This window comes from Ruegeria sp. YTSC004, from assembly GCF_059609805.1.
On the sequence record NZ_JBXWMJ010000005.1, the window covers coordinates 228,526 to 255,388 of the forward strand.

At 56.0% G+C, this 26,863-nt stretch carries 28 protein-coding genes and 1 tRNA gene; 14 read left to right on the plus strand and 15 right to left on the minus strand.

Features of this window, described 5'->3' with window-relative positions; all coding sequences use genetic code 11:
- Positions 1-114: 114 nt before the first annotated feature.
- Complete coding sequence (locus AC2FFP_RS11625; protein WP_496881055.1) at positions 115-327, minus strand: helix-turn-helix domain-containing protein; 213 nt, start codon at positions 325-327, stop codon at positions 115-117.
- 65 nt (positions 328-392) lie between these two features.
- Positions 393-596: a helix-turn-helix domain-containing protein gene (locus tag AC2FFP_RS11630; protein WP_496881056.1), complete on the minus strand. Its 204-nt coding sequence runs from the start codon at positions 594-596 to the stop codon at positions 393-395.
- A 128-nt stretch (positions 597-724) separates the two neighbouring features.
- On the opposite strand from AC2FFP_RS11630, the gene AC2FFP_RS11635 reads away from it, so the two are divergent.
- The 3 genes from AC2FFP_RS11635 to AC2FFP_RS11645 all read left to right on the plus strand — a co-directional run bounded on the left by AC2FFP_RS11635 (position 725) and on the right by AC2FFP_RS11645 (position 4,962).
- A complete protein-coding gene (locus tag AC2FFP_RS11635; protein WP_496881057.1) occupies positions 725-1,285 on the plus strand; it encodes a hypothetical protein in 561 nt (186 codons plus the stop codon).
- Positions 1,282-2,445: a tyrosine-type recombinase/integrase gene (locus AC2FFP_RS11640; RefSeq protein ID WP_496881058.1), complete on the plus strand. Its 1,164-nt coding sequence runs from the start codon at positions 1,282-1,284 to the stop codon at positions 2,443-2,445. Before AC2FFP_RS11635 ends, AC2FFP_RS11640 begins: the two co-directional genes overlap by 4 nt.
- Before the next feature lie 228 nt (positions 2,446-2,673).
- Positions 2,674-4,962, plus strand: coding sequence for a glycosyl hydrolase family 28-related protein (locus AC2FFP_RS11645; RefSeq protein WP_496844588.1), 2,289 nt, complete (start codon positions 2,674-2,676; stop codon positions 4,960-4,962).
- Between the two features lie 21 nt (positions 4,963-4,983).
- Here AC2FFP_RS11645 and AC2FFP_RS11650 read toward each other — a convergent pair whose 3' ends face one another.
- Positions 4,984-5,646 carry a hypothetical protein gene (locus AC2FFP_RS11650; protein ID WP_496778850.1) on the minus strand — a complete coding sequence of 221 codons (663 nt, stop codon included), beginning with the start codon at positions 5,644-5,646 and terminating at the stop codon, positions 4,984-4,986.
- 143 nt (positions 5,647-5,789) lie between these two features.
- Here AC2FFP_RS11650 and AC2FFP_RS11655 point away from each other — a divergent pair, with 143 nt between their 5' ends.
- Both AC2FFP_RS11655 and AC2FFP_RS11660 read left to right on the plus strand, forming a co-directional pair.
- Entirely contained in the window at positions 5,790-6,116 is a 327-nt protein-coding gene (locus AC2FFP_RS11655) for an antibiotic biosynthesis monooxygenase family protein (protein WP_058278712.1), read from the plus strand.
- Positions 6,117-6,181: 65 nt separating this feature from the next.
- Positions 6,182-6,589, plus strand: coding sequence for a universal stress protein (locus AC2FFP_RS11660; protein ID WP_496725906.1), 408 nt, complete (start codon positions 6,182-6,184; stop codon positions 6,587-6,589).
- Here the strand turns inward: AC2FFP_RS11660 and AC2FFP_RS11665 are convergent.
- On the minus strand, positions 6,574-7,077 hold the full coding sequence (locus AC2FFP_RS11665; RefSeq protein WP_496881059.1) for a HugZ family pyridoxamine 5'-phosphate oxidase: 504 nt from the start codon (positions 7,075-7,077) through the stop codon (positions 6,574-6,576). The genes AC2FFP_RS11660 and AC2FFP_RS11665 overlap by 16 nt on opposite strands.
- Before the next feature lie 114 nt (positions 7,078-7,191).
- Between AC2FFP_RS11665 and AC2FFP_RS11670 the strand changes: the two genes are divergently transcribed.
- From AC2FFP_RS11670 to AC2FFP_RS11680, 3 genes are all read left to right on the plus strand, one after another.
- Positions 7,192-7,623 (plus strand): excalibur calcium-binding domain-containing protein, encoded by a 432-nt coding sequence (locus AC2FFP_RS11670; protein WP_496767385.1) that lies wholly within the window; start codon positions 7,192-7,194, stop codon positions 7,621-7,623.
- A 97-nt stretch (positions 7,624-7,720) separates the two neighbouring features.
- Positions 7,721-8,011 carry an antibiotic biosynthesis monooxygenase family protein gene (locus tag AC2FFP_RS11675; RefSeq protein ID WP_170414756.1) on the plus strand — a complete coding sequence of 97 codons (291 nt, stop codon included), beginning with the start codon at positions 7,721-7,723 and terminating at the stop codon, positions 8,009-8,011.
- A gap of 50 nt (positions 8,012-8,061) precedes the next feature.
- Entirely contained in the window at positions 8,062-8,415 is a 354-nt protein-coding gene (locus AC2FFP_RS11680; RefSeq protein ID WP_496844590.1) for an MmcQ/YjbR family DNA-binding protein, read from the plus strand.
- Here the strand turns inward: AC2FFP_RS11680 and AC2FFP_RS11685 are convergent.
- The 4 genes from AC2FFP_RS11685 to AC2FFP_RS11700 form a co-directional block, all read right to left on the minus strand.
- A complete protein-coding gene (locus AC2FFP_RS11685; RefSeq protein ID WP_496844591.1) occupies positions 8,412-9,119 on the minus strand; it encodes an ORF6N domain-containing protein in 708 nt (235 codons plus the stop codon). The two genes, AC2FFP_RS11680 and AC2FFP_RS11685, sit on opposite strands and share 4 nt — an antisense overlap.
- 117 nt (positions 9,120-9,236) lie before the next feature.
- The gene (locus AC2FFP_RS11690) at positions 9,237-9,917 is read right to left on the minus strand and encodes a hypothetical protein (RefSeq protein WP_496881060.1); all 681 of its coding nucleotides are present in this window, start codon (positions 9,915-9,917) and stop codon (positions 9,237-9,239) included.
- 63 nt (positions 9,918-9,980) lie between these two features.
- On the minus strand, positions 9,981-12,167 hold the full coding sequence (gene uvrB / locus AC2FFP_RS11695; RefSeq protein WP_496767376.1) for an excinuclease ABC subunit UvrB: 2,187 nt from the start codon (positions 12,165-12,167) through the stop codon (positions 9,981-9,983).
- Positions 12,168-12,247: 80 nt separating this feature from the next.
- Complete coding sequence (locus AC2FFP_RS11700; RefSeq protein ID WP_496767374.1) at positions 12,248-12,727, minus strand: SRPBCC family protein; 480 nt, start codon at positions 12,725-12,727, stop codon at positions 12,248-12,250.
- Positions 12,728-12,881: 154 nt separating this feature from the next.
- Here AC2FFP_RS11700 and AC2FFP_RS11705 point away from each other — a divergent pair, with 154 nt between their 5' ends.
- The 4 genes from AC2FFP_RS11705 to AC2FFP_RS11720 all read left to right on the plus strand — a co-directional run bounded on the left by AC2FFP_RS11705 (position 12,882) and on the right by AC2FFP_RS11720 (position 15,448).
- Positions 12,882-13,193 carry an ETC complex I subunit gene (locus AC2FFP_RS11705; RefSeq protein WP_109312827.1) on the plus strand — a complete coding sequence of 104 codons (312 nt, stop codon included), beginning with the start codon at positions 12,882-12,884 and terminating at the stop codon, positions 13,191-13,193.
- Positions 13,194-13,670 (plus strand): GNAT family N-acetyltransferase, encoded by a 477-nt coding sequence (locus AC2FFP_RS11710; protein WP_496767372.1) that lies wholly within the window; start codon positions 13,194-13,196, stop codon positions 13,668-13,670.
- A 21-nt stretch (positions 13,671-13,691) separates the two neighbouring features.
- Positions 13,692-13,768: transfer RNA gene (locus AC2FFP_RS11715), tRNA-Arg, on the plus strand.
- Between the two features lie 252 nt (positions 13,769-14,020).
- The gene (locus tag AC2FFP_RS11720; protein ID WP_496881061.1) at positions 14,021-15,448 is read left to right on the plus strand and encodes a CAP domain-containing protein; all 1,428 of its coding nucleotides are present in this window, start codon (positions 14,021-14,023) and stop codon (positions 15,446-15,448) included.
- A gap of 280 nt (positions 15,449-15,728) precedes the next feature.
- On the opposite strand, the gene AC2FFP_RS11725 is transcribed toward AC2FFP_RS11720, so the two are convergent.
- The 5 genes from AC2FFP_RS11725 to AC2FFP_RS11745 all read right to left on the minus strand — a co-directional run bounded on the left by AC2FFP_RS11725 (position 15,729) and on the right by AC2FFP_RS11745 (position 22,550).
- Positions 15,729-17,783: an adenylate/guanylate cyclase domain-containing protein gene (locus AC2FFP_RS11725; RefSeq protein ID WP_496767367.1), complete on the minus strand. Its 2,055-nt coding sequence runs from the start codon at positions 17,781-17,783 to the stop codon at positions 15,729-15,731.
- A 377-nt stretch (positions 17,784-18,160) separates the two neighbouring features.
- Complete coding sequence (locus AC2FFP_RS11730) at positions 18,161-18,880, minus strand: alpha/beta fold hydrolase (RefSeq protein WP_496725917.1); 720 nt, start codon at positions 18,878-18,880, stop codon at positions 18,161-18,163.
- Positions 18,877-20,427 carry an ABC transporter permease subunit gene (locus AC2FFP_RS11735; RefSeq protein WP_496767366.1) on the minus strand — a complete coding sequence of 517 codons (1,551 nt, stop codon included), beginning with the start codon at positions 20,425-20,427 and terminating at the stop codon, positions 18,877-18,879. The genes AC2FFP_RS11730 and AC2FFP_RS11735 overlap by 4 nt, the downstream gene beginning before the upstream one ends.
- The gene (locus AC2FFP_RS11740; protein ID WP_496767364.1) at positions 20,424-21,488 is read right to left on the minus strand and encodes a quaternary amine ABC transporter ATP-binding protein; all 1,065 of its coding nucleotides are present in this window, start codon (positions 21,486-21,488) and stop codon (positions 20,424-20,426) included. Before AC2FFP_RS11740 ends, AC2FFP_RS11735 begins: the two co-directional genes overlap by 4 nt.
- Positions 21,489-21,584: 96 nt before the next feature.
- On the minus strand, positions 21,585-22,550 hold the full coding sequence (locus tag AC2FFP_RS11745; RefSeq protein ID WP_496767362.1) for an ABC transporter substrate-binding protein: 966 nt from the start codon (positions 22,548-22,550) through the stop codon (positions 21,585-21,587).
- A gap of 267 nt (positions 22,551-22,817) precedes the next feature.
- Between AC2FFP_RS11745 and AC2FFP_RS11750 the strand changes: the two genes are divergently transcribed.
- Positions 22,818-23,702 carry a LysR family transcriptional regulator gene (locus tag AC2FFP_RS11750; protein ID WP_496767358.1) on the plus strand — a complete coding sequence of 295 codons (885 nt, stop codon included), beginning with the start codon at positions 22,818-22,820 and terminating at the stop codon, positions 23,700-23,702.
- Between the two features lie 143 nt (positions 23,703-23,845).
- On the opposite strand, the gene cuyB is transcribed toward AC2FFP_RS11750, so the two are convergent.
- Together cuyB and cuyA are read right to left on the minus strand one after the other, a co-directional pair.
- A complete protein-coding gene (gene cuyB / locus AC2FFP_RS11755) occupies positions 23,846-24,562 on the minus strand; it encodes a cysteate racemase (RefSeq protein WP_496767357.1) in 717 nt (238 codons plus the stop codon).
- A 3-nt stretch (positions 24,563-24,565) separates the two neighbouring features.
- Complete coding sequence (cuyA, locus tag AC2FFP_RS11760; protein WP_496767354.1) at positions 24,566-25,579, minus strand: D-cysteate sulfo-lyase; 1,014 nt, start codon at positions 25,577-25,579, stop codon at positions 24,566-24,568.
- A gap of 122 nt (positions 25,580-25,701) precedes the next feature.
- On the opposite strand from cuyA, the gene AC2FFP_RS11765 reads away from it, so the two are divergent.
- On the plus strand, positions 25,702-26,604 hold the full coding sequence (locus AC2FFP_RS11765; RefSeq protein ID WP_496767352.1) for a LysR family transcriptional regulator: 903 nt from the start codon (positions 25,702-25,704) through the stop codon (positions 26,602-26,604).
- Positions 26,605-26,863 lie beyond the last annotated feature (259 nt).

The following is a 26,863-nucleotide window of genomic DNA, read 5'->3' on the forward strand; positions in this document are numbered from 1 at the left end:
GAGGAAATTGACGGGACCCACCCCACCATGTTCCAGTATCCCTAGATTGGTGATAGCGCTGCTTCGAAAGCGCCAATTGTTAAGGCCCCGGATTGGTTCCCCGGGGCCTTTTCCTTATTCAGCAGCTACAGGTTCATCCTCGAACAGCGCTTCGACATCGCGGACGTCGTAGTAATACTGTTGAGTGTTGACACCCTTGGGGGCCTTTGAGTAGCGGGGCAGAAGCCCCTTCAAAGCCCACTGGGTGATAGTGCCGGGTGCGACCCCGGCGATGGTTGCGGCCTGCGCCGTTGTCAAACGGCGGTCCTCTGGTGGTAGATATCGCATATTGGGTTCCCTTGCGATTGATGATGGTATGGATCGCCTTACCCCGCGACCCTTGGGGATGGCGGTTATTCGGCGGCGACGGTTCGGGGCTCGACCTTGATCAGGTCATCCAACTCGTCGGGCAGGATGTAGATTTTGTTTGCCACGGCCACGCGGGTCAGTTTCCCTTGGCGGCACCAGCGGCGAATGGTTGTTGCAGTCTGTCCAACGCGGGCTGCAGCCTCGGCTGGGGTAAGGACCTCTCCGATTCCGTGCAGTTTCAGTGTCATTGTCAACTTTTCCCTATATTAAAAGGCACTCATTGATTCGTTTGATCAATTAGATTGGCTGACATACATAATTGTCAATGGGGTATTGTTGTGATATGTTGTTAGTTTGTGTTGCTAAGGAGAACTCAATGAACACTACGAACGGTACATCCGACCTTGTCGAGCGATTGCGGGCCGCGAAAGACATTCCGCAACGCAAGCATGCCATCTGGTTCGACATAGGAGATTGCGACCTCGACACCGACAAACCCGAGTGGTTGCCCGTGTCACTGGCGATACAGGAGTTGTACGGTGGGACCCCCGGCGAATTGATGGGCGACGTTGCCCGGGACTTGGTGGCCGTGTGCAGCGAGTTGAGGTCGATCTTCGACCAGGCACCCGACGAATGGACCTATCCGAAAAAGAGCGTTGTTAGCCTGTCGGGGGCCTTGGGACGCCTGATGGCGGGTGAAGCCCCTCTCGTGGCCTTCCAGCCCTCGGGACCCGTGCCCGGTGCACACGGTTGGGTGGCTCTGAGGCCAGAGGGCGATGTGCTGGTCGATGCCTTCCTCACGGTGGAGCAACAAGACCGGATGGACGTTTGCCCCGAATGCGAGGGCGTGTTCACCAACCCGACCGGGCGACGGACTTTCTGCAGCACCCGCCACAAAAACACATACATTCAACGCAAGAACAGGTCAGCGCCATGAGTTCGATCCAGAAGGTGCAACGCAAAACCGGCCCGCGTTGGCGGGTCCAAACCGAGTATTGGGACCCCATCAAGCGGAAGCGAGTGCGCCAGACCCGGGTGTTCAAGACCCACGCCGAAGCGAAGGAATTTGCGGTCTCGTATGACGCCGACTACCAAGACGGTGTGCGCAAAACCCGCGACACTGTTGAGGGGTTTTCTCGGGACTGGCTGCAGAAGCGGCTTGAACTCGGGTATATCCGCGAAAACACACATTACGCCCACAAGACGCGGGTGGACGCGTGGTGCGCCTACTTCGGGCACCTGCCGCTATCGAAACTGACAACGCAGATGATCGAAGAATTCCTCGTGGCCCTGACCACTGGGGAAGCATCGCTGTCCAAGAAACCGTTGGCCGTGCCAACCGTCAGTGCCGTTCTCGGTCTGCTGCGGGTCTGTCTCCGGGACGCATGTGCACAGCGGTTGTTGTCGTGGAACCCGGCTGAGGCCGCGAAAGCCCCGAAAGCCCAACCCAAACCCCGGATGCCGATGCCAACCCGGGCCGAGTTGCACTTGTACTTAGACGAGATAGACGATTCCAAGTGGCGGTTGCCGGGCCGGTTCCAGTTGTACACGGGGTTGCGGAGGTCCGAGTTGTTCGGATTGCCGGAACGGCTGGTCGATCTGCAGCACGGGACCATCCGAATAGAACAATCGCTGATGCGGATCGCGAAAGACGGGCGGGTCTACTACAAGATTGCCCCGGTGAAGGCACAAGCCAGCCTGCGGACCCTGTCACTGGTACCCGAAGCAGTCGAGGTGTTGGCCGAGCAAATCCGGACCAACCGGGAAAACCGGCTGCGGGCAAATCCTGGGACTTGGGACACCGAAGGACTGGGACTGGTTTTCGTGGACGGGCAGGGCAACGCGGTCCGAACCGACACCTACACACAGGCGTTGGCAGACATCCGACGCGGCCTCGAACTCCCGGCCTTCCAACCGACCCACGTCTGGAGGAAAGTTATGGGTACGGAGATGGTAAGGGCCGGTGTGCCGATCAATGTTGTTGCGGAACAACTGGGCCACACACCGTTGACTGCGCAGCAGCACTACATCCGACCAGACAGCGACGATCAGAGAAAAGCAGTGTCGCACGTGGCATCGCTCTACTCGAAAAAGTGACGGGCGCGGGACGGGGACAGCGGGTTCGGAGAGTTCGCAGAGACCGTCCATCGAAGCATACGGAGTACGCTAGAACACAGCCCGTTCGTACTTCGTGAACCCACAGTTCGCAGGGTTCACCGTTTCATTCACCCCTATTCGGTACTCAGACTTTTGCGTTCGGGCAGCCCCGGACACTGGGTTTGTGCGCGCGGTGACCTGCTGCGCGCAATTGGGAAAGGGATTTCTATGAACAAGGCAATCACCGACGGCATCGTCTTCATGCCGCCTGCTTTTGCGAATGGTCTGAGCGTCTGGTCCAGAGGCGACGGGACACCGGGTTCGCCAACCTATAACGGGGCACCAAATGGGGCATTCGTTCCGGCAGACCCGGATTTCGGCGGCTGTCTGGAAATCCTGAAAGTGCAGGCCACGCAACAGCTTCGCTATATGGGACAGACGCCCCTGATCCCGGGATGCTATTTGCAAATTAAAGCACGTGTCAAAGCCATCAGCGGTCCCTTGCCGCAGGTTCGTATTGCGGCCTGGGCTGGCGGGGCAGGTGACCTGCAGGTAAACGGTGTGGTCGAACAGGGACCGGTCACGCAGCTATCGGGCTATGGCACCGTCCATGAAATCACAGCTATCGTTGGCAATGGTCAACGCTCGGGCGTCGACATGCCCTGGGGCGTTGCTGCGCTTTATGGGCATTTTGGCTTAAATATCGATGGTGCCAATGGTTCGGTCATTCGGGTCGATGATATCGAGATTACCGATGTCACCAGTATCTTCTTGCGCGAAATGATCAGCACTGTCGACGTGCGTGACTATGGTGCAATCGGCGATGGTGTGGTCGACGATTCCGTAGCGTTCGAAGCAGCGGATCAGGCGGCTGGCGGTCGCAGGATTTATGTCCCGAAAGGCACTTATTTTCTGGCGCAGAACACGTCGATGTCGTCCGAGATAGATTTCGAGGGCACTATCAACATGCCCGACGACAAGATGCTGTTGCTGACAAAGAATTTCGACCTACCGGCTTACATCGCAGCATTCGGGGACGAGGAGCTTGCGTTCAAAAAAGCGTTTCAGGCGTTGTTGAACAATTCGGATCATGAATCGCTGGATATGGGCGGGCGCAAAATCTCGGTCACAGCGCCAATTGACATGGCCGCTGCCGTTCCGAACCGGCAGGGCGGTTTTTCGACCCGGCGCATCGTCCGTAACGGGCAGTTCGATGTCAAAAGCAGCGCGGCCTGGGATACCGAGACCTTCACCTCGGTCGCAACCTACAACCCGGCGGATTCGACCAAGCTGACCAATGTGGAGAACATCGCCAACATTCCGGTTGGCGCGCTGGTGCAGGGCAATGGTGTTGGGCGTGAAATCTATGTGCGCTCCAAGGATGTCGGTGCCGGAGAGATCAGGCTGAATGACCCGCTCTTTGATGCGGCGGGGACGCAAACCTTCACGTTCCAGTCGTTCAAATACCTGTTGGACTTCAGCGGCTTCAGTACGTTGCGCAAATTTGGCATGGAAGAGATCGAATTTCAGTGCAACGGCCGCAGCAGTGCGATCCGGCTTGCGCCGTCTGGCAGTACCTTCGCGGTGACGAATTGCTTTATCAGCCGGCCCAAAGATCGCGGCATCAGCTCGCACGGGACCGGATGTCAGGGGATGCTGATCGACAATTGCCAGTTCCTGTCGACCGAAGAATCCTTCAACGTGTCCGACCGCAAATCCATCGCGTTGAATGCCAATGCAAACGATATCAAACTACGGCACAATCGCGCCGTGCGGTTTCTGCATTTTGCTGTGTTGGCCGGATCCAACAACCTGATCTTAGGCAACCACTTTTTCCAGGGTGACAGCATTCCGCAGGGTATCCGCAGTGCCGGGCTGATCATGACCGGGACTTATAACAGCTCGACCATTTCCGAAAATTATGTCGACAACTGCTTTGTCGAATGGACCAACGAGCGGGATGCAAACCCGGTCTACACAAGCGGATATTCCTTCAGTTCGATGACAATTTCGGACAACATCTTTTATGCCAGCGAAGTCGCGCCGTGGTTCAGTCAGATCGTCATTCGCCCTCATGGGGCCGGGCACTATCTGAACGGAGTGGTCGTGACCGGGAACAAATTCAGGTCAAGCAGCGGTCGTATCGACCGGGCCGACCGCGTCGATACCAGCTTTGCCGATCTGAACCATTCGGCGCATCTGAACGTGATTTTCGAAGACAACACGTTCAATGGCATCAACGCAAAGGTGGAAAACCCGTTGCGGATCCGACGCTCGCAACAATCGGCATCTTCGGTTTGGACCATTCCTGCTGACGGCCGGTTGCCCTTTGGCGGCAAGGCACGCGGATGCGATGCGGTTACGGTGTTGGGGCCGCTCAGAAATGCGGGCGGGCAGATCGTTCATGCCACGCCCTATGTCGAGCTAGAGCAGGGCGCAAATCAGGACACCATCCAAATGCGCTGGCCTTTGCCCGTCAGTGGGTCGGTGTCGGCCATCATGCGTATGGAATACTAAGCGGCCCCCATCACGGGCGTCTTAGAATGTATTCCAGATAGCCAGCCTGATGCCCGTATTCTTGCGGGCATCATTGCGTTCCAAGCCCAGAACCCATGTGGTGGGGCTGTCCTTGGTGCGGATCATGATTGAGGGCTTGATCCTCCAGTGCAGGGGGTGGTCGCTTTGGTACGCGGTTTCGATCTGCAGCAGGGGGTTAATAAGGCGCGGGGATGACAGGCCTGCAGTAAGGTCCAACTTGCGATATACCGCATCATGCGTTCGAAATTCCAGTGCAGCGTCAATGGCGATCCAGCCATTGCCCCAGCCGGTCTGAAACCCCTTGCCGTACGAGAGCGTGGCTTTGTACAAGGCCCAGGCTCGCATCTGGCGATGATGGGCACCGATTGCAATCTCGGCAGCAAAGCGCCCTGACTTTTCGAATTCGGCGACAGGCAAGCGGGCAAACACCAGAGCATGCCCATAAATGTCGCGGTGCTCTTCAACGTCCAGGCCAAGCGTTAGCTTCTCCCGCAACCCGTACTCGGCATAAAATGACCCTTTGTAGTCGTATCCGTAATCCGGTTCCTTAAACGCCGTTACGGCAGTCGATACAAAAGCTGCGCCCTTGTCCCGCAACCAAGCGCCAGACCAGGCTGGTGAGGCTGCCAACAACAAAATCAGAAGGATTGAAACCTGGCGCATGCGCGCAGCATCCGCCAGCATGGTTAACGGATCGTTAGGATTTGGCCGAATTCTGCAGGAATTCTATGCCGCTGAATGACAAAGGAAACACAAGACCTTTTCAAAACCTATGTTAAGTTTGAAACAGATAGAGGAGAATCCAGATGCCGAAGATTGCCAAAGACGCCAGCGTCCAGACAGTTATCACGACCTTTGAGATGACGCCTGGCACCTGCCAGGACTTGCTGGAAGCTCTGACGGACGCTTATGCGGAATTCATCTCGAAACAGCCCGGATTTGTCGCTGCGGGACTGCACGTGAATGACGCGCAGACGCGGATCGCGAACTATTCGCAATGGGAACGCCGCGAGGATTTTCTGGCCATGCTGCGCACCACGGAAATGCGAAACCGCAATCGGCAGATTAACGAGCTGTGCAAAAGTTTTGAGCCGGTGATGTATGAGGTGGCCGGGACTTTTGGTGGAGCCTGATCTGAATCAATGCCTAACAGCCTGAGATGGTGCAGGATTCAGGCGTGAAAACGGAGGTGCGCGTCATGTATCACAATATTCTTGTCCCCATTTCCTTTGATGCCGAAAGGGATATCTCGGGGCCGTTGAAGCTGGCCGAAATACTGGCGACATCGGATGCGCAGGTCACGTTGCTGCACGTGGTCGAACACATCCCGAGTTACGCCATTTCCTACATGCCGCCAGAGTATCTGGCCGAGGCACGCAAGGCGCTGCAGATGGAACTGGACGCGCTTGCCGAAAAACTGCCCAACGCCAATGGTGTTCTGGTCGAGGGTCATTCGGGCCGGACAATTCTTGATTGGGCGGTCGAACATAAGCCCGACCTGATCATCATGGCGTCTCACCGTCCCGGGATGCAGGATTTGTTGCTGGGTTCTACGACCAACCATGTGGTGCGCCATGCGGCCTGCGCCGTTCATGTGGTGCGCTGATCGGTCCAGATATCGGTTGGGGCAAGGCGCCATGCCTTGCCAAAGCCGCCGTTCAAAACGGCATCGGAAATGGTGAACGTGACAAACCCGAAATCGGTGAAGTCCGCATAAAGCTTGGCTTTGGGCCTCAGGCTCAGATACCGGGCGAGCAGCGCGGCGTGTTTCTCTGTCTTTCTGGCGACGAGCTGCGCGTTGGCATGCAGCGTCAGCCTTGGGTGCGTCAACGGATCGCCTGTATCACCGGGCTCACCAATCAACAGCGCACAGGCCGGATTGGTGGTCAGTGCCTGGGTATGGTCGGCCAGGGTTGAGATCAACGTGACCGGCCGCGCTCGATCATCCGTTGCAAGGGCTACGCGCGACACAGAAGGTAACGCCGTATCAGGGTGCAACACGGCCAGCGCGCCGAACGTCGCGTTTTCGATCAGGTCGCGGGCCATTTGGCAGGCTGTTTCATCAACCGGGCGATACGGGTCGGTTTTGGTCATCGGTATTTTAGCCTTGGGGGTACATCCGGATGCAACATTATCCGCATAGCGACCTATACGCGAGAGGGACATTCGGGTCTCGGTTTTGCCACAAATCCGGGTTAGGTGTCCGGTATGGCGCTCAATGATTCCGAGCAAGGCTCGAATAAGAAAAACTCAAGAGCCGCAGCGCGACATCGGCGCGCGGATGCGCAGCGCAGACGGGCGCTGTCGCCTTTTCGTATTATTATCATGATCCTTATGTTGCCCGCGACCACTGCGGCGATCGCGGTGGGTGTTTTTTTGCGGACATCAGAATTCGAAGGCCCCGATGCCCTGTTGCATCTGGTGGCCTTGGCTGGCTGCCAGGCCGCCGAAGCCTTGGTGCCGGGGCCGTACTGGGACGGTGAGCCGGGATACCACACGCGCAACGATACGGATGGAGATGGTGTGGCCTGCGGGGCGACGGCTCCTCAGTTCGCAATCCCCCAACCGGCTGCGGACCCTCAACCGGCTGCGACGGCGCCTCAACGGCAGGTGGGTTCGGCCAAGTTCGTCCGGCCCTGATCACCTCGATCCGAAACATTCGAATCTATGCTATAGTGCGCGTGACGCGCCGCTTCGGCCGTCAGTGGGGGATTTCGCCCTGAAAGGGAGGAAAGTCATGTTTGCACGTATTACGCAGTTCAAAATGAAGCCTGGCATGCGGGATGCTGCCGAGGCCAAAATGAATGAATTGAAAGACCAGATTATGGGCATGGAAGGCATGCACAGCTTTACCAATGTCATGAATGAAGACGGCACTGGATTTGTCGTCGCAGTTGTCCAAAGCGAGGAAACATCAAACGCCAACGCATCCAAAGTGGCCAAGCTTTGGGGTCATTTCGCCGAGTTTCTGGAAGGCCCACCATCGCCTGCGGGGTATGACGTCGTGGTCCACTGGGACAAGGGATAAAACCTCGCCCAGCGCTTGCCAAACCACACCCAATCGCCAAAATTGGGCTGATGACCCGCGATGAATTCAACAGCTTTTGTGCCAACCTCAAAGCCACCAGCCATGTGGTGCAATGGGGTAATGCGGATGTATGGAAAGTAGGCGGCAAGGTTTTTGCGCTCTGTGGCTGGAACGACGGCAAGGATGCTTTCACTTTCAAAGCAACCGATCTGGCTTTTGAGGTGCTGGGCAGCGAACACGGCATCCGCCCAGCGCCCTATCTGGCGTCGCGGGGCATGAAATGGCTGCAGGTCTATGACGAACGCGGAATGAGCGATGCGTCGCTGCGCGAGCATATCGTGACGTCCTACGAGTTGGTCGTGGCGAAGCTGACCAAGAAATTGCGGGCGGAATTGGGTGTTTAGCCCTTCATCGCCTGCAGCAATTCCAGCAGTTGTTTTCGGTCGCCGTCATCCGTGTAGTCACCGGTGGCCAGACGCTCGGCAATGCGCAGGCGCAGGCGTTCTTGCTGGGTGCGCACCTCTTCGCCTGCGGTCTCAGCCAGAGTTTTCATGATCATCGCCACCGCTTGTTGACGCTTGGTGGTGGGGTTGGCGATATAGTCGACAAGGCTCTGTTGCCCGGAATCGAGGATGTTTTCGGCCAGATCGCGCAGCTGATCGCCATTGGGCAGCAGCGGGGCGGGGGCGTCCTCGGGCGGCAGAATTTCCGGCACGCTGCGCGGGGTCTCGGCCAGAGCATTTGCGCCGTCGACGAAGGCTTCGGTGATCATCCGCGTGATCTTGATCGCGCGCGGGTCCTTGAACAGGGCGGATGCGATGGCCACGCCGTAATCCGTATAGACCCACGGATTGACCCGTCGCCCACCACGGCCTTTGGGTTTTGAGATCACATTCTGTGATTGCAAATCGGCGACCTCGGCATCGGTCAGCTGAAAGCGATACCCCTCGAATAGGTCCTTGTTACGCGACACGGCCTGATTGAAGGCGCTGACGGATTTTTCGTAGAACTGCGCCAGATCCTCGGCCAGCACCACGCGGGTGCCGCGCACCCGGTGAATGGCGCTTTGGACCTCATGCGTGCTGGGCAGATTTTTGGGTTTCGTCATGGCAACCGATTGGAATCACAATTTGTGATTTCAAACGTGGAGGAATGCGCGCTGGGCTGCAAGTTTGAAGCGTGGGGGAGCGCGATGGATGTATCGGAAGCTCGGTCCACGGTTGCCTTAAGAACTATCCACTAAATTGCGTCGGCTTTGCTTGCAGTAGAACCTGGCCAATTCAGGATTGCCCCGACCAAACCGAGAGTCAGGCGGCAACGAAACCCAGTCCCGCTGCCTATAGCTCCAAAGATAGGGCCAGTCGCTAGAATCACATGCGTAACCATGGGGATTTCTGTTGTCCGAATAACCTTCTCTGGCGGATCGAAAAAAAGAGTATTGCTCGAAGACTAGTAAGTCGGCTTCTTTTGCTTGTGACGCCATTCGCTCTTTCACAATTGAGTTCTCAATTGAGACGGGTACAAAAACGGCCAAGATAGAACCTGCAAAAGTGACCAAAACTCGTGTAATCCTTGCGGTCATGAATGCGAGAACCAGTGTTGCCATCAAGACTACTAGGGCGCCCACCAAAAAGTAGTTAAGGTTTGCGGCAACGAGATCTGGAAGCGCATAAAACCAGACGAAGGGCCACAAAAACAGTGTCAGTAGGTGCGAAAATGGATCGCCTATCGGGTTGCCAAAGCACAGTATTGCAGTAATTGAAAACGCAGATGCCAGCAAAAAAATGGATCGAACGATTGTCGGTTCTCGCTTCCCGGTAAAAACACTGAGCCATACCCAAATTGTTGTTATGCCTATGCTGAGCGCGAGAAGAAAAAACAGGCAGATGGCGACTATAGCACCCATGAGATCGAACAACTTTTAGTTAAATGTTTCGATTAAACAGCTCACAATTTGTTCGCTTTAGGGCTACTGCTTCCGCCGCTTCACATTCCCACCCCGCTGCCCCGGCCTGCCAGCCGTTGACCGTCCGCGCGATTTCACCGCGTCCTCCGAGGCTTTCTCGACCGCCCATTGGCGCGCCATGGGGTCGTCGGCGACGGCGAGGTCGACCGCTTCCAGACGTTTGATTTCATCCCGGATGTTGGCAGCCTCTTCGAATTCAAGGTTCTCGGCGGCTTTGCGCATCTGGTCGCGCAACCCGTCCAGATGGGCCTCGAGATTCGCGCCGTGCATCGGTTTGTCGATGGTGGCGGTGACGCGGTTCATGTCGACGTCGCCCTGATAGAGACCGGCCAGAACGTCCTCGACATTTTTCTTCACCGTCGCAGGCGTGATGCCGTTTTCCTCGTTATAGGCGATCTGTCTTGCGCGGCGGCGGTTGGTTTCGTTCAGGGCGCGCTCCATACTGCCGGTGACCTTGTCGGCATACATGATCACACGGCCATCGGCGTTCCGCGCGGCGCGACCGATGGTTTGAACCAGTGAGGTTTCGGATCGCAGGAAGCCTTCCTTGTCCGCGTCCAGAATGGCGACCAGCCCGCATTCGGGGATATCGAGCCCCTCGCGCAGCAGGTTGATGCCGATCAGCACGTCGAACGCCCCCAGACGCAGGTCGCGCAGGATTTCGATACGTTCCAGCGTGTCGATATCCGAGTGCATGTAGCGGACCTTGATGCCCTGTTCGTGCATGTATTCGGTCAGATCCTCGGCCATGCGTTTGGTCAGGGTGGTGACCAGCGTGCGATAGCCATCGGCGGCGACCTTGCGCACCTCGTCCAGTAGGTCGTCGACCTGCATGCCGACAGGGCGGATTTCGACCTCGGGGTCCAACAGGCCTGTTGGGCGGATCACCTGTTCGGTGAAGACACCGCCGGTCTGTTCGATCTCCCACTTCGCAGGCGTGGCGGAAACGAAGACAGATTGCGGGCGCATGGCGTCCCATTCCTCGAACTTGAGGGGGCGGTTGTCCATGCAGGACGGTAGGCGGAAGCCGTGTTCGGCCAGCGTGAACTTGCGCCGATAGTCGCCCCGATACATGCCGCCGATCTGCGGCACGGAGACGTGGGATTCGTCGGCGAAGACGATGGCATTGTCGGGGATGAATTCGAACAGCGTCGGGGGCGGCTCACCCGGTGCGCGGCCGGTCAGATAGCGCGAGTAGTTTTCGATCCCGTTGCAGACGCCAGTGGCCTCAAGCATTTCCAGATCGAAGTTGGTGCGCTGTTCCAGACGTTGGGCCTCCAGCAGCTTGCCCTCGCCCACCAGCTGATCCAGCCGGATGCGCAGTTCCTTTTTGATCCCAATGATCGCCTGGTTCATCGTCGGTTTCGGCGTCACGTAGTGCGAGTTCGCATAGACGCGCACCTGCTCCATCGACGCAGCACGTTCGCCGGTCAGCGGGTCGAATTCCGTAATGGTTTCCAGCTCCTCGCCGAAGAACGAGAACTTCCAGGCGCGATCCTCAAGGTGGGCAGGCCAGATTTCCAATGAATCGCCGCGCACGCGGAACGAGCCGCGCTGAAACGCCTGATCGTTACGGCGGTATTGCTGAGCCACCAAATCGGCCATGATCTGGCGCTGGTCGTATTCGTTGCCGACCTTCAGGTCCTGCGTCATCGCCCCGTAAGTTTCGACCGAGCCGATACCGTAGATGCACGAGACCGAGGCCACGATGATCACGTCATCGCGTTCCAGCAGCGCGCGGGTGGCCGAGTGGCGCATCCGGTCGATCTGTTCGTTGATCTGGGATTCTTTCTCGATATAGGTATCCGACCGCGCGACATAGGCCTCGGGCTGGTAATAGTCGTAGTAAGAGACGAAGTATTCGACCGAGTTTTCCGGGAAGAAGCCTTTGAATTCGCCATAAAGCTGGGCCGCCAGCGTCTTGTTGGGCGCAAGGATGATCGCAGGGCGTTGGGTTTCTTCGATCACTTTGGCCATAGTGAACGTCTTACCGGTCCCCGTCGCGCCCAGCAGAACCTGTTCTCTTTCGCCGTCAAAGATACCGCTGGTCAGTTCCTTGATCGCAGTTGGCTGATCACCAGCAGGCGCGAACTCGGTATGCATGACGAACTGCTTGCCGCCTTCGAGTTTCAGGCGCGCGCGAACGTCATCAGCGGTCAGCTGTGTCTTGTCGGAATGGGCATAGGGCATAGGCAGGCTCCGGGTCAGGCCCTTACATTTGTTCTTATTTTGTCCAACTGCAAGGCCTGATCCGGTTCAGAAACTCAGTTTCAGTAATAGGCATACTGTGCATCGGGGATTTGAACCGATTGCACCTTGTCGGCCAGCGCTTTCAGATTGCTCTCCAGAACCCGGCCCATCATCGCCTTCATCAGCGTTTGACCCATCAGCCAGCCCAGCAGGCCATATTTCATCTGGTAATCCATGCTCCAGACGACTCGCGAATGGCCATTCGCGAGGGGTTCGATGGTGATGGCCGCATGTGCTTGGGTCAAAGGCATCGCCGGCATCTCTGACAAGCGTACGCGATAGCCTTTGTTGACTTGCCAATCGGTCACTTCCTCGACCAGCGAGGTGCCGTTTTCAAAGTGGCAACGCCGTTTCGACCCGACGCCGTTTTGCCCAGTCGTCAGCGCATCCACCGAGGCGACTTGTGGCGCGAATTCGTCGATATGCATGAAACGGCTTAGAATGGCCCAAACGGATTCGGGCCGGGCGTCGATTTCCAGGCTTTTTTCGTAGTGGATCATGTTGCTGTCCTCTTTGTGGGGTTGCGCGATCAATACAGGGCGCTGATGACAGTTTTTGACATCAGAACGTGCGCGGCCGCGACAATTCCGTTCTTGTCCCAGCGCACGCTCTGACGCATAAATAATCTCAGCCAATTGAGGACGGAGAGGCGACATGCGCGCACGGATTTACAAGCCTGCCAGGAACGCAATGACTTCGGGGATGGCCAAGACCCGCAAGTGGGTTCTGGAATACGCGCCCGCGTCGTCGCGTGAGGTTGATCCGCTGATGGGCTGGACATCTTCCGACGATACGCAAACTCAAGTGCGCCTGAAGTTCGACACCAAAGAAGAGGCCCTGGATTATGCCAAAGACAATGGCATCGAAGTCCAGGTTAGCGAACCGCACAAACGCAAACCCAACCTGCGTTCGCGCGGCTATGGTGAGAATTTCGCCACCGATCGGCGCGCGCCTTGGACCCACTGAATGATCGAAATCCATGAGGCCGACCCGACCTCGGACGCGCTGCGCCCATTGATCGAGGCGCATTTCGCCCATGGCGAAACTGCCGGACCTGCGGAAAGCAACCATACCATGGATGCACAGGCTCTGGCTGCCGAGGGCATCAGGTTCTGGGCCATGTTTGACGACGGACAGCCCGTCGGCTGCGGAGCGTTAAAGGCGTTACCTGACGGAACGGCCGAGGTGAAATCTGTTCACATCGCTTTGCAGGCGCGTGGACGCGGTCTGGCGCGTCGGATGATGAACCACCTGACAGATGAGGCCCGTATCCAAGGGATGGTGGCTTTGGTTCTGGAAACAGGTGCGGAACATCTGCCGGAATACGCGGCCGCCCGTAAGCTGTATGAACGGCTTGGGTATTCCTATTGCGGTCCGATTTTTGGATATGAAAGCGACCCAAACAGCGCCTTTATGCGCTTGGCTCTTGAACCCCGGAAGTAAAAACAGCAAGAAGGGCCCAGCGGTCCCGTAGCTCAACTGGATAGAGCAGCTGACTTCTAATCAGCAGGTTGAGGGTTCGAGTCCTTCCGGGATCGCCAACCATTATCCCCATTCCCGGAACCATCGCCGCATCGATCGCCTGATCTAAGCCGCCTTTCGTGGGCAGCTATCAATGTAAACGTGGGAACCTTCTGCATCCAACGGACGCGCGTTCCGCAAAATATCGCCGTTCGCACTACCCCGTCGAGCGAAACTCTGCCGTTTAAGGCTTGCGCGCGTTTTTTCGACTGCAGTTTGTGGAAATCTGAACGAGTTTGCTTCGACGATTGCGCTGAATCAGGGGATGGACGATGTCGCAAGCCAGCACGCTTGAGCGTGAAATGCTTAATTTGATCAATGCAGAACGTGCATCGCGTGGCCTTGATTCTGTGCAACTGGAACTCCGCTTGAACGCTTCGGCCGAAGAGCATAGCCAGTGGATGCTGGAATCCGGTAACTTCTCGCACACGGGTGCGGGTGGTAGCTCGGCCACCCAGCGTATGCGCGATGCGGGTTTTGTTTTGTCCGGATCTTGGGCGACTGCCGAGAACATAGCCTGGCAAAGTCAGGGCGGAGAGCCGGGGTTTTCAGACGATGTCGTCGATTTGCACAACGCGCTTTTGAACAGCCCCAATCACCGCGCAAACATCCTGAATCCGAACTTGGCATACATCGGCATCGGGATTGAGATTGGTTCATTTGGTGGCATTCCTGCCGTCGTTGTGACCCAGAATTTTGCCCGCACCACGGCGAGTGTCCAGTTGGACACTGGCGCAGGATCGGATGCCGGCGGTTCCGATCCGATACCGGTCGTTCCCGATCCGGGCGAACCGGCAGATCCGGTTTCGACATCTTCGCAAGAGAATCTGTCATTTGGCGACGGGGATACCCTTAGAGTGACGCCGGAAGAACTGGATCAAAGTGTTATCAGCGGGTTTGGAGTGGGCAAGTCCCTCGTCATCGAAGGGGTTGAGCTTAGTCGGTCCAACATTCGCTTGACCGATAATTCGAACGTTGAATTCGATGTTGATGGTGACGGTAGGACGGATCTGACGATTTCGTTGGACGGCGGGCAGTCGGGCGGCGACTTTTTTGCCATCACCAAGGATGGAAACACCGTGGTCAGCTATGCTAAATTTCTGCCTGACCTTGCGCCCGGGGTCCGCGTCGACAGCAGCGTGATCGACGGCATCGTGAACAAATCCTTTCTCGAAGGCGATGGCGCGACGGATTTTCGGATACAGATGGTCGACCTCGGAACAGCTGACTTCAACAATGTCCTGGGCGTTTATGATATTCTAAGTAACGGCGAAATCGCGAATGTGCGCCTGCTGTTTGAAAACGCCAATGAAGCGAATGGCGCGGTAGAGCTAAGTAATTTGGCGGACGGAAACCGCCTAGGGTTCTTCATCGTTCAGGATGGTGCAGATTGGGCTAATTCACTTTCAGACAGCGATGACTTGAATTTTGTTGCCAGCAACGGTGGCATGGCAGACGTGGACGACGAATTTGATTTTGTTTTGACGGTGAACGGAAACTCTGCTGGCGTGACCACGTTTCATGCCGAAAAGGCGGCCTTGAACAGTGACGATCAGCAACACGCGCTTTCGGGTGTCGTGTCGGGTGGCCAGTCAATGACCATCGGTTTCGAGGACTTGACGGGAGGGGGCGACTCCGATTTCGAGGATGTCGTGGTCGACGTAACCAGGCTTGAGGATGACGCGCTTTCGGTGGTTTAAGTCTAATTGCCGAGTGCACGCTGATTAACGTGTTGTAATTCACTTTTGGCCCATACCGGTTACTCGGCCAAGTTTAACTATGCTGCGGTCGTGTCCCGTATTCCGGACATTCGCAGCAACTGTGCAGTCCGCGGCGTGCTGAGCTCATAAAACACGCGGCTTGTCGGACTTTCCCGAACGCGGCCCAAATCACTGCCGCTCATGCGCGCAATCAGGTGGTATCATTTCCGCAAATAAGCCCAGGACTTGAACATCTTAATTTGATCGGATCTGACTACTACTATTTTTTGGTACTTGTAATTGCGCGCCAGTCTTCCGGTGGAGGCCTGTCTAACAGGCTCTGGGCGCGGGCCATCATGGCGACTGAGGCGGGATCTCCGTTTCGTGTTCGGTCCGCAACCTCGAATGCAGCAACAGCTTTTTCAAACCGCCCTGCCCGGTAGTGCGCAAGGCCTTGTTCATAGGTCTGTATCCAGGCAAATGATCCCTCACACCCATCTGCCATCGCTATCAGTTCGTAGACCACCAGCTCTTCAATGCGTCCGAATACGGTAAGCGTGTCCAGTTCGCGCACCACGATTGTGCCGGCAGCCTGTTGTCTCGTTTCCGGCCCAATGAGGATCAGCGTGCCATAATCTTTGTTGGCTCCTTCCAACCGGCTGGCAACATTCACAACATCGCCAATCGCGGTGTAGTTCAACCGCTGCTCTGATCCGATATTTCCGACCAGAGCCTCGCCGCTGTTCAGCCCGATCCTGACACGTAACGGATTGCCGGCATCATCTTCAATTCCGGACGCGTCCACTGCAGCGACAAGGTCCAATGCTGCGCGGCAAGCGTTTTCAGCGTGGTTCACATCCGTACGCGGCGCCCCCCAAAACGCCATCACAGCATCACCCATGAATTTGTCGATCGTCCCACCATTGTGAGCGATAGCCGTCGAGGCTGCGCTGAAGAAGGGCTCCATCAGTTGGGCAATCTTGGGGCCAAGTTTTTCGGACAGCCCAGTGAAGCCCGTGACATCGCAGAACAAAACAGAGATCTGCTTCATCTCTCCGCCTGGCTGTATCTTGATACCTTCAGCAAGCAGCATGCGCACGAGATCCGTAGGTACGTATTTTCGGAATGCCGACAAACCTGCTGCCATGCTAGCAGTGGCCGCAGAAAGATTGGCAAGCTCAGACAGTTTGGACGGTCTGCGCTCAATTTGTTCGACGTCAAAGCGCTCAATCTTACCGAGGTCTTCGGCGATGCGGGCCAACGGATTTGCCACGACTTTGCGGATCAGCCAGATCGCTAATCCGGTTGCGACAACTACCACAATGATCAAAACGTAAATCAGATTGATCAGCGTCTCGTCGATCCCCGAAAGAAAGGCCGCTTCAGGTATGACTGTGGCAACGCGCCAGCCGTAAAACCCCAAAGGCGTCAGCGCCACCGCATAAGGCACGCCGTCAATGACGACACGTTTCGTCAATGTACCAGAGGCATTTGCTTGTGGGTCAGCCAACAGCCTTTCGCCCGAGATCATTGCGACTTCATAAAGCTTGCCCTCGCCCATGCGCGCCGGAGTAACCTCATCCGCTTCGGCATCGGGGACCGCAATAACCTTTCCATCGGCATTCAAGATAAATGCCGCGCCAAATTCGCCGGGCGCAAGCGTGGCAAGAAACCGTGACAAACGATCCGTTTCGATCGCAACTGCCAGAACGCCTTGTCGCGCTCTATTGACGTCTATCGGACCGGCAAAGGCGTAAACGGTTCTGTCACTATCCGGAAGGTCGCGCGCTTCGATCCACCCAGAGGAATTGAGGCCCATGAAGTTTTTAAACCAGGCGTGTTCGCGCGGATCATAGGATGTTTCGGTAAAGGTCCGCTCTTCGAACTGTATGTCACCGGGAATGAAGATGTAGCGGTCTTTCCGCAGCATTCGGTCGCGGATTCCCTCATCGATTTCAATCATCTCAAGCCCGCCGTCACCCAGGCGATGTGACGCGAAAAAATTCCCGTCAGGCCAGCCGAAGAACATCCATGAAATATTCGGCTGCGCCTGCAATTGTGACAGAAAAACAAACTCCCGCTTGTCGGCCTGTCGCGTCGCGATGACGTTCTGAACAAAGATCGTACGAACGGCCGCCCAGGCGGCTTCGGCCGACCTGAGTGTCACGCCCACCTCGATACGGACAGTGTTTGCGATCTGGCCGTTTATTTCTGCCGCAAGCATGCGGCTATTGTCGCGCGCTGTCGTCCACCACAGGGAATGGACAATAAACGTCGACACTCCGATAGACACAGCCACCAGAATTGACACCGCAATGCCTACACTAAATCGCAATTAAATCTCCGCCGAAAAGCTACTTGTTTCAGTATTGAGTTGAGACAGCTAAGAGAGCAAAGTTTTCTTAAACCCAGACCCGAAATCTCACGCAACTGTTAGGCGGAAGCAAAGGACTGTGTTGAAGCGAGCGCCTTAACACTAAATGCCGTATCTAACCTTCGTAAATTTTCCAGACGCTTCGCACTGTTGAACATGCGGCCCTTTTCATACCTTTGCCACACCAAACCCACGACGCGCTGCGGCCGGTCAAACCGAACATTGGCTGCAGGCGTAACAGCCAGAAAGGTCGAACACTCGATGCAGACGAAACAGACTTTCGCCGTGATTGCGTCAATGACAGCTTGATTACACACAGCGTCCACGTCGACACCACATCAGATCGAAAAGAAATCCTTTAATACACTGTTAAAGAGCCAAGGCTTTTCCAGATGCGCAGCATGGGCGCATTCCGGCATAACCAGAAGGTTGGCGTTGGGAATGGATTGCCACAATTGTTCGGTCTGGCTCCATGAGTAGGTTCGATCACGGTCACCCCAGACTACCAGTGTTCTGGCCTCGATGTTCTCCAGGTGCTTGACACCACTCCAATTCTCCATCGCGTCAAGCCCATTTAGCATGGTCGGCAATCTGCATTGCTCGGCGATGGCGGCACAGTCTTTGTAGCCATCGGCATATTCCCGATTTAGAAACCAGGTCGCTGCGATCCGTCTGGCGGTGGCCTGCGGTCCGTCCAATTGAGCGCGGCGTTTGGATGTACCGATGGTCTCGAACCTGCCCGGAAGGACTCCTGTGGCGCCGGTACCGTAGAGCACTAATCGCCCTATTCTCTCTGGCGCGCGCGCCTCCATTTCTTGCACGACCATCCCGCCCATCGAATGGCCGACCAGGTTAAAACGCCCGATGCCGCGCGTGCTCAGTTGGCCTAGGACCCATTCAGCATAGTCGCCAATACTGTCCAGCGCTTTCCAACAAGCATTTTCGCCAAATCCCGGCAAATCTAAGCTGATGATCTCGTGCCCGACTGCTGAATCGGCCTGCCCCTGCCATTGTCGGCTTCCGCCCATGAAGCCATGCACAAAAACGACCGGTGTCATTTGCGCCCGCCCTGCACGATACGATCAAGGATCATAGCGCAGAACAGGATCGAGAAGCCAGCGAGTATACCCTGTCCGACATTGGCATATTGCAATGCTTCTAGGACATCTTCACCCAATCCCTTGGCCCCGATCAACGAAGCCACGACGACCATTGCCAGTGACAGCATAATTGTCTGATTGATCCCGGCGCGGATTGATGGGGACGCCAGAGGAAGATCAACCTTGGTCAACAGATACCATTTGTTAGCACCAAAGCTGATTGCCGCCTCACGCACGCTTTCGGGCACACCCCGCAAGCCCAGGACGGTTAAACGCACTACTGGGGTGCCACCAAAAATCATGGTGACAACCACCGCTGCCGGTTTGCCGACACCAAAAAATGCGATTACCGGGACCATGAAGACAAAGGCAGGCATAGTCTGCATAAAATCCATGATCGGCTGGATAAAGGCGTAAAAACGTGGGCGGCGTGCGGCGAACATGCCCAAGGGAATCCCTATGACAATGGACAGACAGGCCGCCGTACCCAATAGGGCCAGCGTTGTCATCGCCCCCTCCCAAAACCCCAAAAGCCCCATATAGGCCAGAAAAGCCCCTGAATAGATGGCCGTGCGGATGCCTGCCGTGAGCCATGTCAAAAGCACGATCAGGCTGGCAATCACGATCCACGGCGTCTGAACCAGGATAACCTCAAGCGCGTCAAGAAGCGCGCGAATGCCAAAGGTCAACCCGTCGAAAAACGCCTCGCTGTTGCGTACACACCATGCGATGAAGTCTTCGACCCCTTGGATGCTGGTCAGGCGAATTGCCGGATCGGTGGGAAAATGGCTGAGCAGGGAAAAACGGCCCGGAAAGCTGTAGTGCAGCATTGCGGCGGTGACGATCAGAAACATGAAAACCGCGCTAAACACAATATGAGTGATTGGCATTGCCGACCGGATCGAACGATCCGACAGCCAATCGGAAAACCGCGCCTCAAGCGCCCAATTGGCCACTATGGATTGCACTGCTTTAACCAGCAACAAGATCACGATCCCGGTTAGAACGATCATAGGGCCTTGGGCGGCAAGCGCATCGGCTTCGGCCCGAATGCCACCGATGTTTTGTTCAAGGGATTCGACCGTGCGCTGATAGACGTCGATCTTGTCCGAGCCGCTTTCGATTGCTGCGGCAAGCTGTTTGCGGCGCAGCTCAAGTGTGCCTTCAATGGATGCTATACGCTGCATGGCGTCGGCGGCCAGTTCCCCAAACAAACCACGCGCGATCTGAACAAAGCCCAGGGTTTCAATGATCAGGAACGGCAGCGCCCAGCTCCACAATCCACGCGCGCCGAACCAGATAGGACCGAATAATCCGGCCATAATGTTGAAGGTCGGTGTGAAGCGGGATGAGGCACCGATCTTATCAAAATTCCGTATATAGTAATCCGGGCTGGTGCGGACAAAGGCACGGATGTTGTCGCGGCGTTCCTCGGCATAGGCAAGGGCAGCTTCGCTTTCTGTGTCTTCAAGTGGGTTGACGCCAAGATCGTTGAGCTCGCTCATGATACTTCTGTTCCTTCGATCACGGTGCGCAGCAAGTCGGCGCGTGTGATGATGCCAACGTCCCTGTCGCCGTCCTGCACGAGTATGGGTTTTTGGTCGTCAATCGCCATGTTGATCAGATTGCTAAGGGTTTCGCCTTCTTCGACCCGTGGAGCATCTCTGTGAACCGGTCCGTTGGCGGCGGTATATTGTTCAAGCGGTTGCATTACGGCGTGGGCATGCACGACTTTAAGCCGCGAAATCCCGGCGACAAAATCGGCAACGTAGTCATCTGCGGGATTCATAACGATATCTTCAGCGGTGCCTATCTGCACCATCTTGCCGTCGCGCATGATTGCTATCCGGTCACCGATACGAACCGCTTCATCCAAATCATGGGTGATGAAGATCGTGGTCTTTTTCAAAATTTTGGACAGGCGAATAAACTCGTCCTGCAACTGGCGCCGGATCAGAGGGTCAAGAGCCGAAAATGGCTCGTCCATCAATAGAACATCTGGGTTTGCTGCCAGGGCGCGGGCCAAGCCGACACGCTGTTGCATGCCGCCTGATAATTCATGAGCAAATTTTGATCCCCAAGCGCCCAGCTCAACGATATCGAGAATGGCTGCCGCCTGTCGCATACGCTCGTTCTTGGCGATCTGGCGGATTTCCAGAGGCATCGCCACATTGTCCAAAACCGAACGGTGCGGCATCAGGGCAAAGTTCTGGAACACCATACCGATCTTTCGGTTACGAAATTCCTGAAGCTCTTTCGGGCCAAGGGCCATGACATCGGTGCCCTCGATTTCGATTTTACCTGCCGTAGGCTCCAAAAGGCGGTTGAAATGGCGGACCAGCGTGGATTTGCCACTGCCCGACAGCCCCATAATGCAAAAGATTTCGCCACGGTTCACCGACAAGCTGACATCGGCGACGCCAACCACCGCGCCTAACTCTGCCAGAATCTCGGCCTTGCTGAGGCCTCGGTCACGGATCGCCTGCAAAGCGACTTGAGGGTTCGCGCCGAAAATCTTCCAGACATTCGAAATTTCGACAACGGTATCGGCAGGTTCAGAGGACATGCGAGACATCTCAAAGTTTGAGGGGCAAAAGCGAAAGGGGAAAGAAGCCGACACCGAATGGTATCAACGGTGTCGGCATGATTAACAGACGCCGGATCAGAGGCCCAACCAAGCGTCGACCCGGTCGGGATTGGCTTCAACCCACTCACGGGCAACCTCTGCTGGATCACGGCCCTTGCCACTGATTTCATAGGCGAAACCGCTGACGTCATCAGCAGTCAGAGCAAAGTTGGCAAAGAATTCCGCAATCGCAGGCGAGCGATCTTCAAGCGAATTTGACCATGCAATCTGAACGTTCTTCAGAGCGTCCTTGGTGGCAACCGAGGATTTGCTGTACCAATCAGGGTCATCCGACGGCTGTACCATCACGTATTTGGCCGGATCAAAGGTCGGCTCGGTCAGCATCTGGACGTCGAACATGTACCAAACCGCGTGTGGTTTATAGCAGTAGAAAGCATAACCTTCGCCTTTGGCGATACTGTCCTTGATGCGCGCGGTCTTGACGCTTTCTTCGGCACGGATCGGATCGATGAAATCAAGAAGGCCATAGTCACGGGTCTTAACCTCGTTGACATTGGCCGAAGCCCAACCGGGGGCGCCAATCCACATCTCACCCTTGCCGTTGCCATCGCTATCCATCGCTGAGGCGACGTCCGGGCGGCCCAGATCAGCAATATCGGTGATGTTCATCTTATTGCCGAAGTCCTGCGAAACGCAGAAGCCCTGGTTTCCTTCATAGGGGTTGGACGACAAGGTTACGGTACCCGCTTCGTCAACGTATTTCTTGGTGAAACTTTCCTGGTTCGGCAGCCAGACATCGGGGTGCACATCAATGTCTCCCTTGCCCTGATCCATCGCCTGGAAAATCGTCGCGTTGTTGCCCGGTACGTATTCAACCTGACCACCGATGCGCGTTTCAACCACAGCACCCAGAAGATGAGCAATCGCCTGTGCGCCAGTCCAGGAGGGCACGCCGATTTTGACCTCTTCGGCGGCGAGAGCAGGTATCGCAAACGCGCCGACTGCAGCCGCCAGACCCAGTGTTTTCAGTTTGGTTCTCATGGTAGTCTCCTCTGTTGAGATGCGCCGTGTTCCGACGTCAGTTTTTTGATCTCTTTGTGCCTCCAACTCATGGCTTTGACCGGAAAGCAATTACCTCCTCATGGCTGTTGGACAGTGGTCCGATGCAAGGCCGGGCCTTCGATTCCTGCTTGAAAGTCTAGAGCAAAGCGAATTCCGCAGGCCAATTCGAACATTTCATCAAACTATTCCAACATTGCATAGTTATGATTACACTCGTCAACCACAGCAGACAGACTGGGACGCACAATGGATTTGAATTGGCTCCGTGACTTTGAATGCCTTGCCCGAACCCTGAATTTTACCCGGGCGTCGGACGAGAGAAACATCACGCAATCGGCTTTCAGCCGAAGAATCAGAGCCTTGGAAAACTGGGTTGGACTTCCTTTGGTTAATCGTGCCACCTATCCTGTGCGTCTGACCGACGCCGGAGAACAGTTTCTGCCGGTGGCCTTGGCTGCGATTTCACAACTGTCCGAGACCCGTCAATTGTTACGGGATGCGGATCGCGGGGACAGCCGGTTCATCCGGTTTTCGGTACTTCACACAATTTCGGTCAATTATCTCGCAACGCGAATTGAAGAATTGCAGCTACAAATCCCCGAATTGCGCACACGTGTGGTGTCTGATTCCCTCAGCACTTGCTGCGAGCTTCTTGTTGAAGGGGCGGTCGACGTTTTGCTGTGCTACTATCACCATTCAGTCTCGCCATTGATCGATGAGGCGGCATTCGAAAAAAAAGACCTACTAATAGACCGCCTTGTCCCTGTCGCCGCCGCTGAAACAACCCGGGCCAACGGATGGGATCTTGGCAAGACAGACGGCCCGCCCATTCCACATCTGGCGTATGAGCGATCATCGTTTCTGGGAATGGTGGTTGAGAACACAGTCGAACGGCAAATGCTGAATGCCGAGACGATCTATGTCGATGGATTGGTCGAAACGATCAAGCGGCGGCTTTTGAAAGGCAGTGGATTTGCCTGGATGCCAGAAACTGCGATTTCGACCGAACTTACCGATGGAGTACTGGTGCCGGTTGGCGACGATACGTGGTGCACCTCTTTAACCATATCTGCCCTGTCTAACCCTGACGCCTTTGATGTGACCGCACGCAAATTGTGGGACCTGCTTTAGCGGAACTGCATATTACGCGCTATTGTTTCGGCGGGCAGCGGTGATGAGAATTTCAACATTGAGCCCATGACGCGCTCATGCAGCTTCGACGCAGGCGAATTCGGCGCCCGGTAAACGGTTGGAAGCAAGCAGGCATTCGTTCGCTACCCAATGTCTTTGGAGCTGTCGGCCGTTGCCGCCTCGATGATAGCCTGGACCAAGAGGTCGACTGTATCGCTGACATTGGCATCCCAAGCGACACTGTCGGAAACAAGCGAAAATTCTGAGCAGGCGATGATTTGCAGGTCCGCTCCGGCGCTGACAAGATCTTTCGAAGCTGCGAACACCGAGTCACGGGCACATGTGCCTGGACCCTTGGCCTTGATCGTACGGATGGCCGCCAGCAGGGCATCGTCTTTCGCAGGCCAGACAACAGACAGCCCGCGTTCTGAAAGAGCGGTATCGAAAAGTCGGGTGTGGCGTACCGCTGGTGAGGCAAGCATGCCGACACAACCTCCGGCTCCAAGCTTTTGTGCGGCGTGATCCGCCGCCAGTTCGACCATGTTTAGTAAGGGGATGTCCACTGCTTCTGTGATTGCCCCGGCATAGTGGTGCGCAGTGTTACAGGGCATCGCCAGAGCCTTGGCCCCGGCGGTTTGAAGCCGACGCGCCATAGTTGCCAGAGTATCCCCTGGATCAATGCCTGTCCCCTCGATCAGGTGGGCAATCCGCGACGGGACCTGCGGATTCATATCGATCAAAAGGGGAATGTGGTCGTTGTCATCCCGCGCCGGGACGGCCTCCACCAACTTGCGTTGGAGGAGGATTGTCGCCTCGGGGCCCATGCCGCCAAGTATGCCTACAGGACGTAGCGCGCCCATGGTTTAGATATGAACCCAGCGATTTGCGTGGTCGAAGGCAAATTCGTAGCCGCCCAGGGCCGCCGCGCCACCGGTATGAAGGAATACAACCCGCTGATCCTTGAATTCTCCCTTGCGAGCAAGGTCGATTAGGCCCGCTGCGCCCTTAGCCGAATAGCAGGGGTCAAGCAGTATGCCTTCCAACTCGGCGAACATCCGGATCGCCTCAATGCCGCTTTCCGTCGGCAACCCGTAGCCTTCGCCAACATAATCGGTATTGGCCATCACGTCTTCACGCTTGACGATGCCGGCGCAGCTCAGCTTTTCTGCTGTTTTGCAGGCAAGATCATAAACCATCTGTTCCTGTTTGGCTTGCGGTGCCCGCGTGCCTATGCCCAGAACAGGGACCATGGAATTCATCGCGCACATGCCCGTGACCAGCCCGGCCTGAGTGCCTGAAGACCCTGTCGCATGTACAAGCCGATCAATCCGAAGACCCCGCTCATTAGCCTGAGACAAAAGTTCGAAGGCTGCATTTACGTAACCAAGCGCACCAGTCGGGTTTGAGCCACCGCCGGGGATAACGTAAACGTTGCGTCCTTCGGCACGCTTCTTCTCGGCGGCCTTCTGCATTTCTTCAACCATGTTGTGACCACCGGGAAACTTCTCGGTTGTGGCACCATGCAGGTGATCCAACAGGACGTTGCCGTTGGTGTTGTAGTTCCCGTCCTGATAGCCAGTCCTGTCCTCAAGTAGGATATGACAATCAAAACCCAGTTTGGCCGCGAAAGCAGCGGTCTGCCGGCCATGATTTGTCTGGGTCGCGCCTTGCGTCATCACCATGTCGGCGCCCTGTTTCTCGGCCTCGGCCATGAGGAATTCAAGCTTTCGGGTCTTGTTGCCGCCCGTTGACATGCCGGTGCAATCGTCGCGTTTGATCCAGATTTCACAACCCAACTCTTTGGAAAGCCGTTTCATCGGCTCAAGCGGTGTGGGCAGATGGGCAAGATGCAGCCGGGGAAAGCGGGCGAGATGCATAAGAAGACTCCTAATTTTGGCTTTCCTCAACATATCCGTCTAAAATTGCGGCTCCTAATGCGAAATACCGACAATATATTGCAAGAATTGCAAGTTATTGTGGGTTGCTCTATCTGTGTTCCATGCGGCTTGAATGGATAGACGATATCTTAGCTGTGCTTGATGGCGGCTCCTTGGCGCGTGCGGCAGAAAAACGGTTTCTGACGCAGTCGGCCTTTACTCGCCGGGTGCGGCTCATTGAAGACAGCATAGGCGCGGCACTGTTTGATCGCCGCCGCAAACCGGTTACCCTGTTGCCCGGCGTACGGGCGCTTGAGCCCGAGTTACGTGATCTCAGTGCAAGAATGCACAAATTGCGCCAAACCATGCAGACCGCAAGCGATCAGGCTTCGAAATCACTGGGTTTTGTCTGCCAGCATGCGCTGACCACCACAGTGTCGCCGCAGGTGGTTCTGGCGTTGAGTACGGATGGTAACGTTTTGACACGGGTGCGGTCGGGCAACCAGGATGAATGTCTGATGCATTTGATCTCCAGAGAGGTCGATTTTGCGATCATGTATGCGCTTCCGGGTGATGATGCACCCGTACCGGTTAATGCCTTTGAAACGGTGGATCTTGGAACGGACCTTTTGATCCCGGTCGCAACGCCGAACGGCCGCAACAAGGCCAATTCAGCGGTTCTTCCAACGATTAGCTACCCGTCAGAGGTCTTTTTGGGGCAGGTTTTCGCCCGGATGATCAATCCGCGCCTGCCCAAGGACACCACCGTGTCAATGGCCGCCGAAACCGCCCTGACACTGGCGGTGTTGCAACTGGTGCTAACGGATATTGGGGTTGCCTGGCTGCCGCACTCCTTGATTGTCGAACACCTTTCACAAGGGCGGTTGGTGCGGATCGACGACGTCTTACCTTCGCAACTTCTGATTATTCGCCTGGTACGTCTCCGCGAGGCGCAGTCCGAGCATGCTGAACGGGCATGGCAGCGTCTTGCCCAACATCTACAACTCCCGACAGTGGGAAACTGACGATCGAGTAGACGAAAAATTTCGTTGCGCAAGATGTACGTCAGAATACCGGGATCGTCGGCGCAACAAATGGAACTAATAAGAACGGATAATAGAGGTCGAAAAATTCGGGTGAATGGATGGCAATACATCGCTGAAAAGTACAAAAACTTGGGGTGCCTGGAGCGCCCTGAACTGACGCGCAGAAATGCGGCGAATAAATGGAACTGTATCATTTTAACAGTGGGTGTTCTCCCGGCCAGGGCTAAAGGTTTGAATG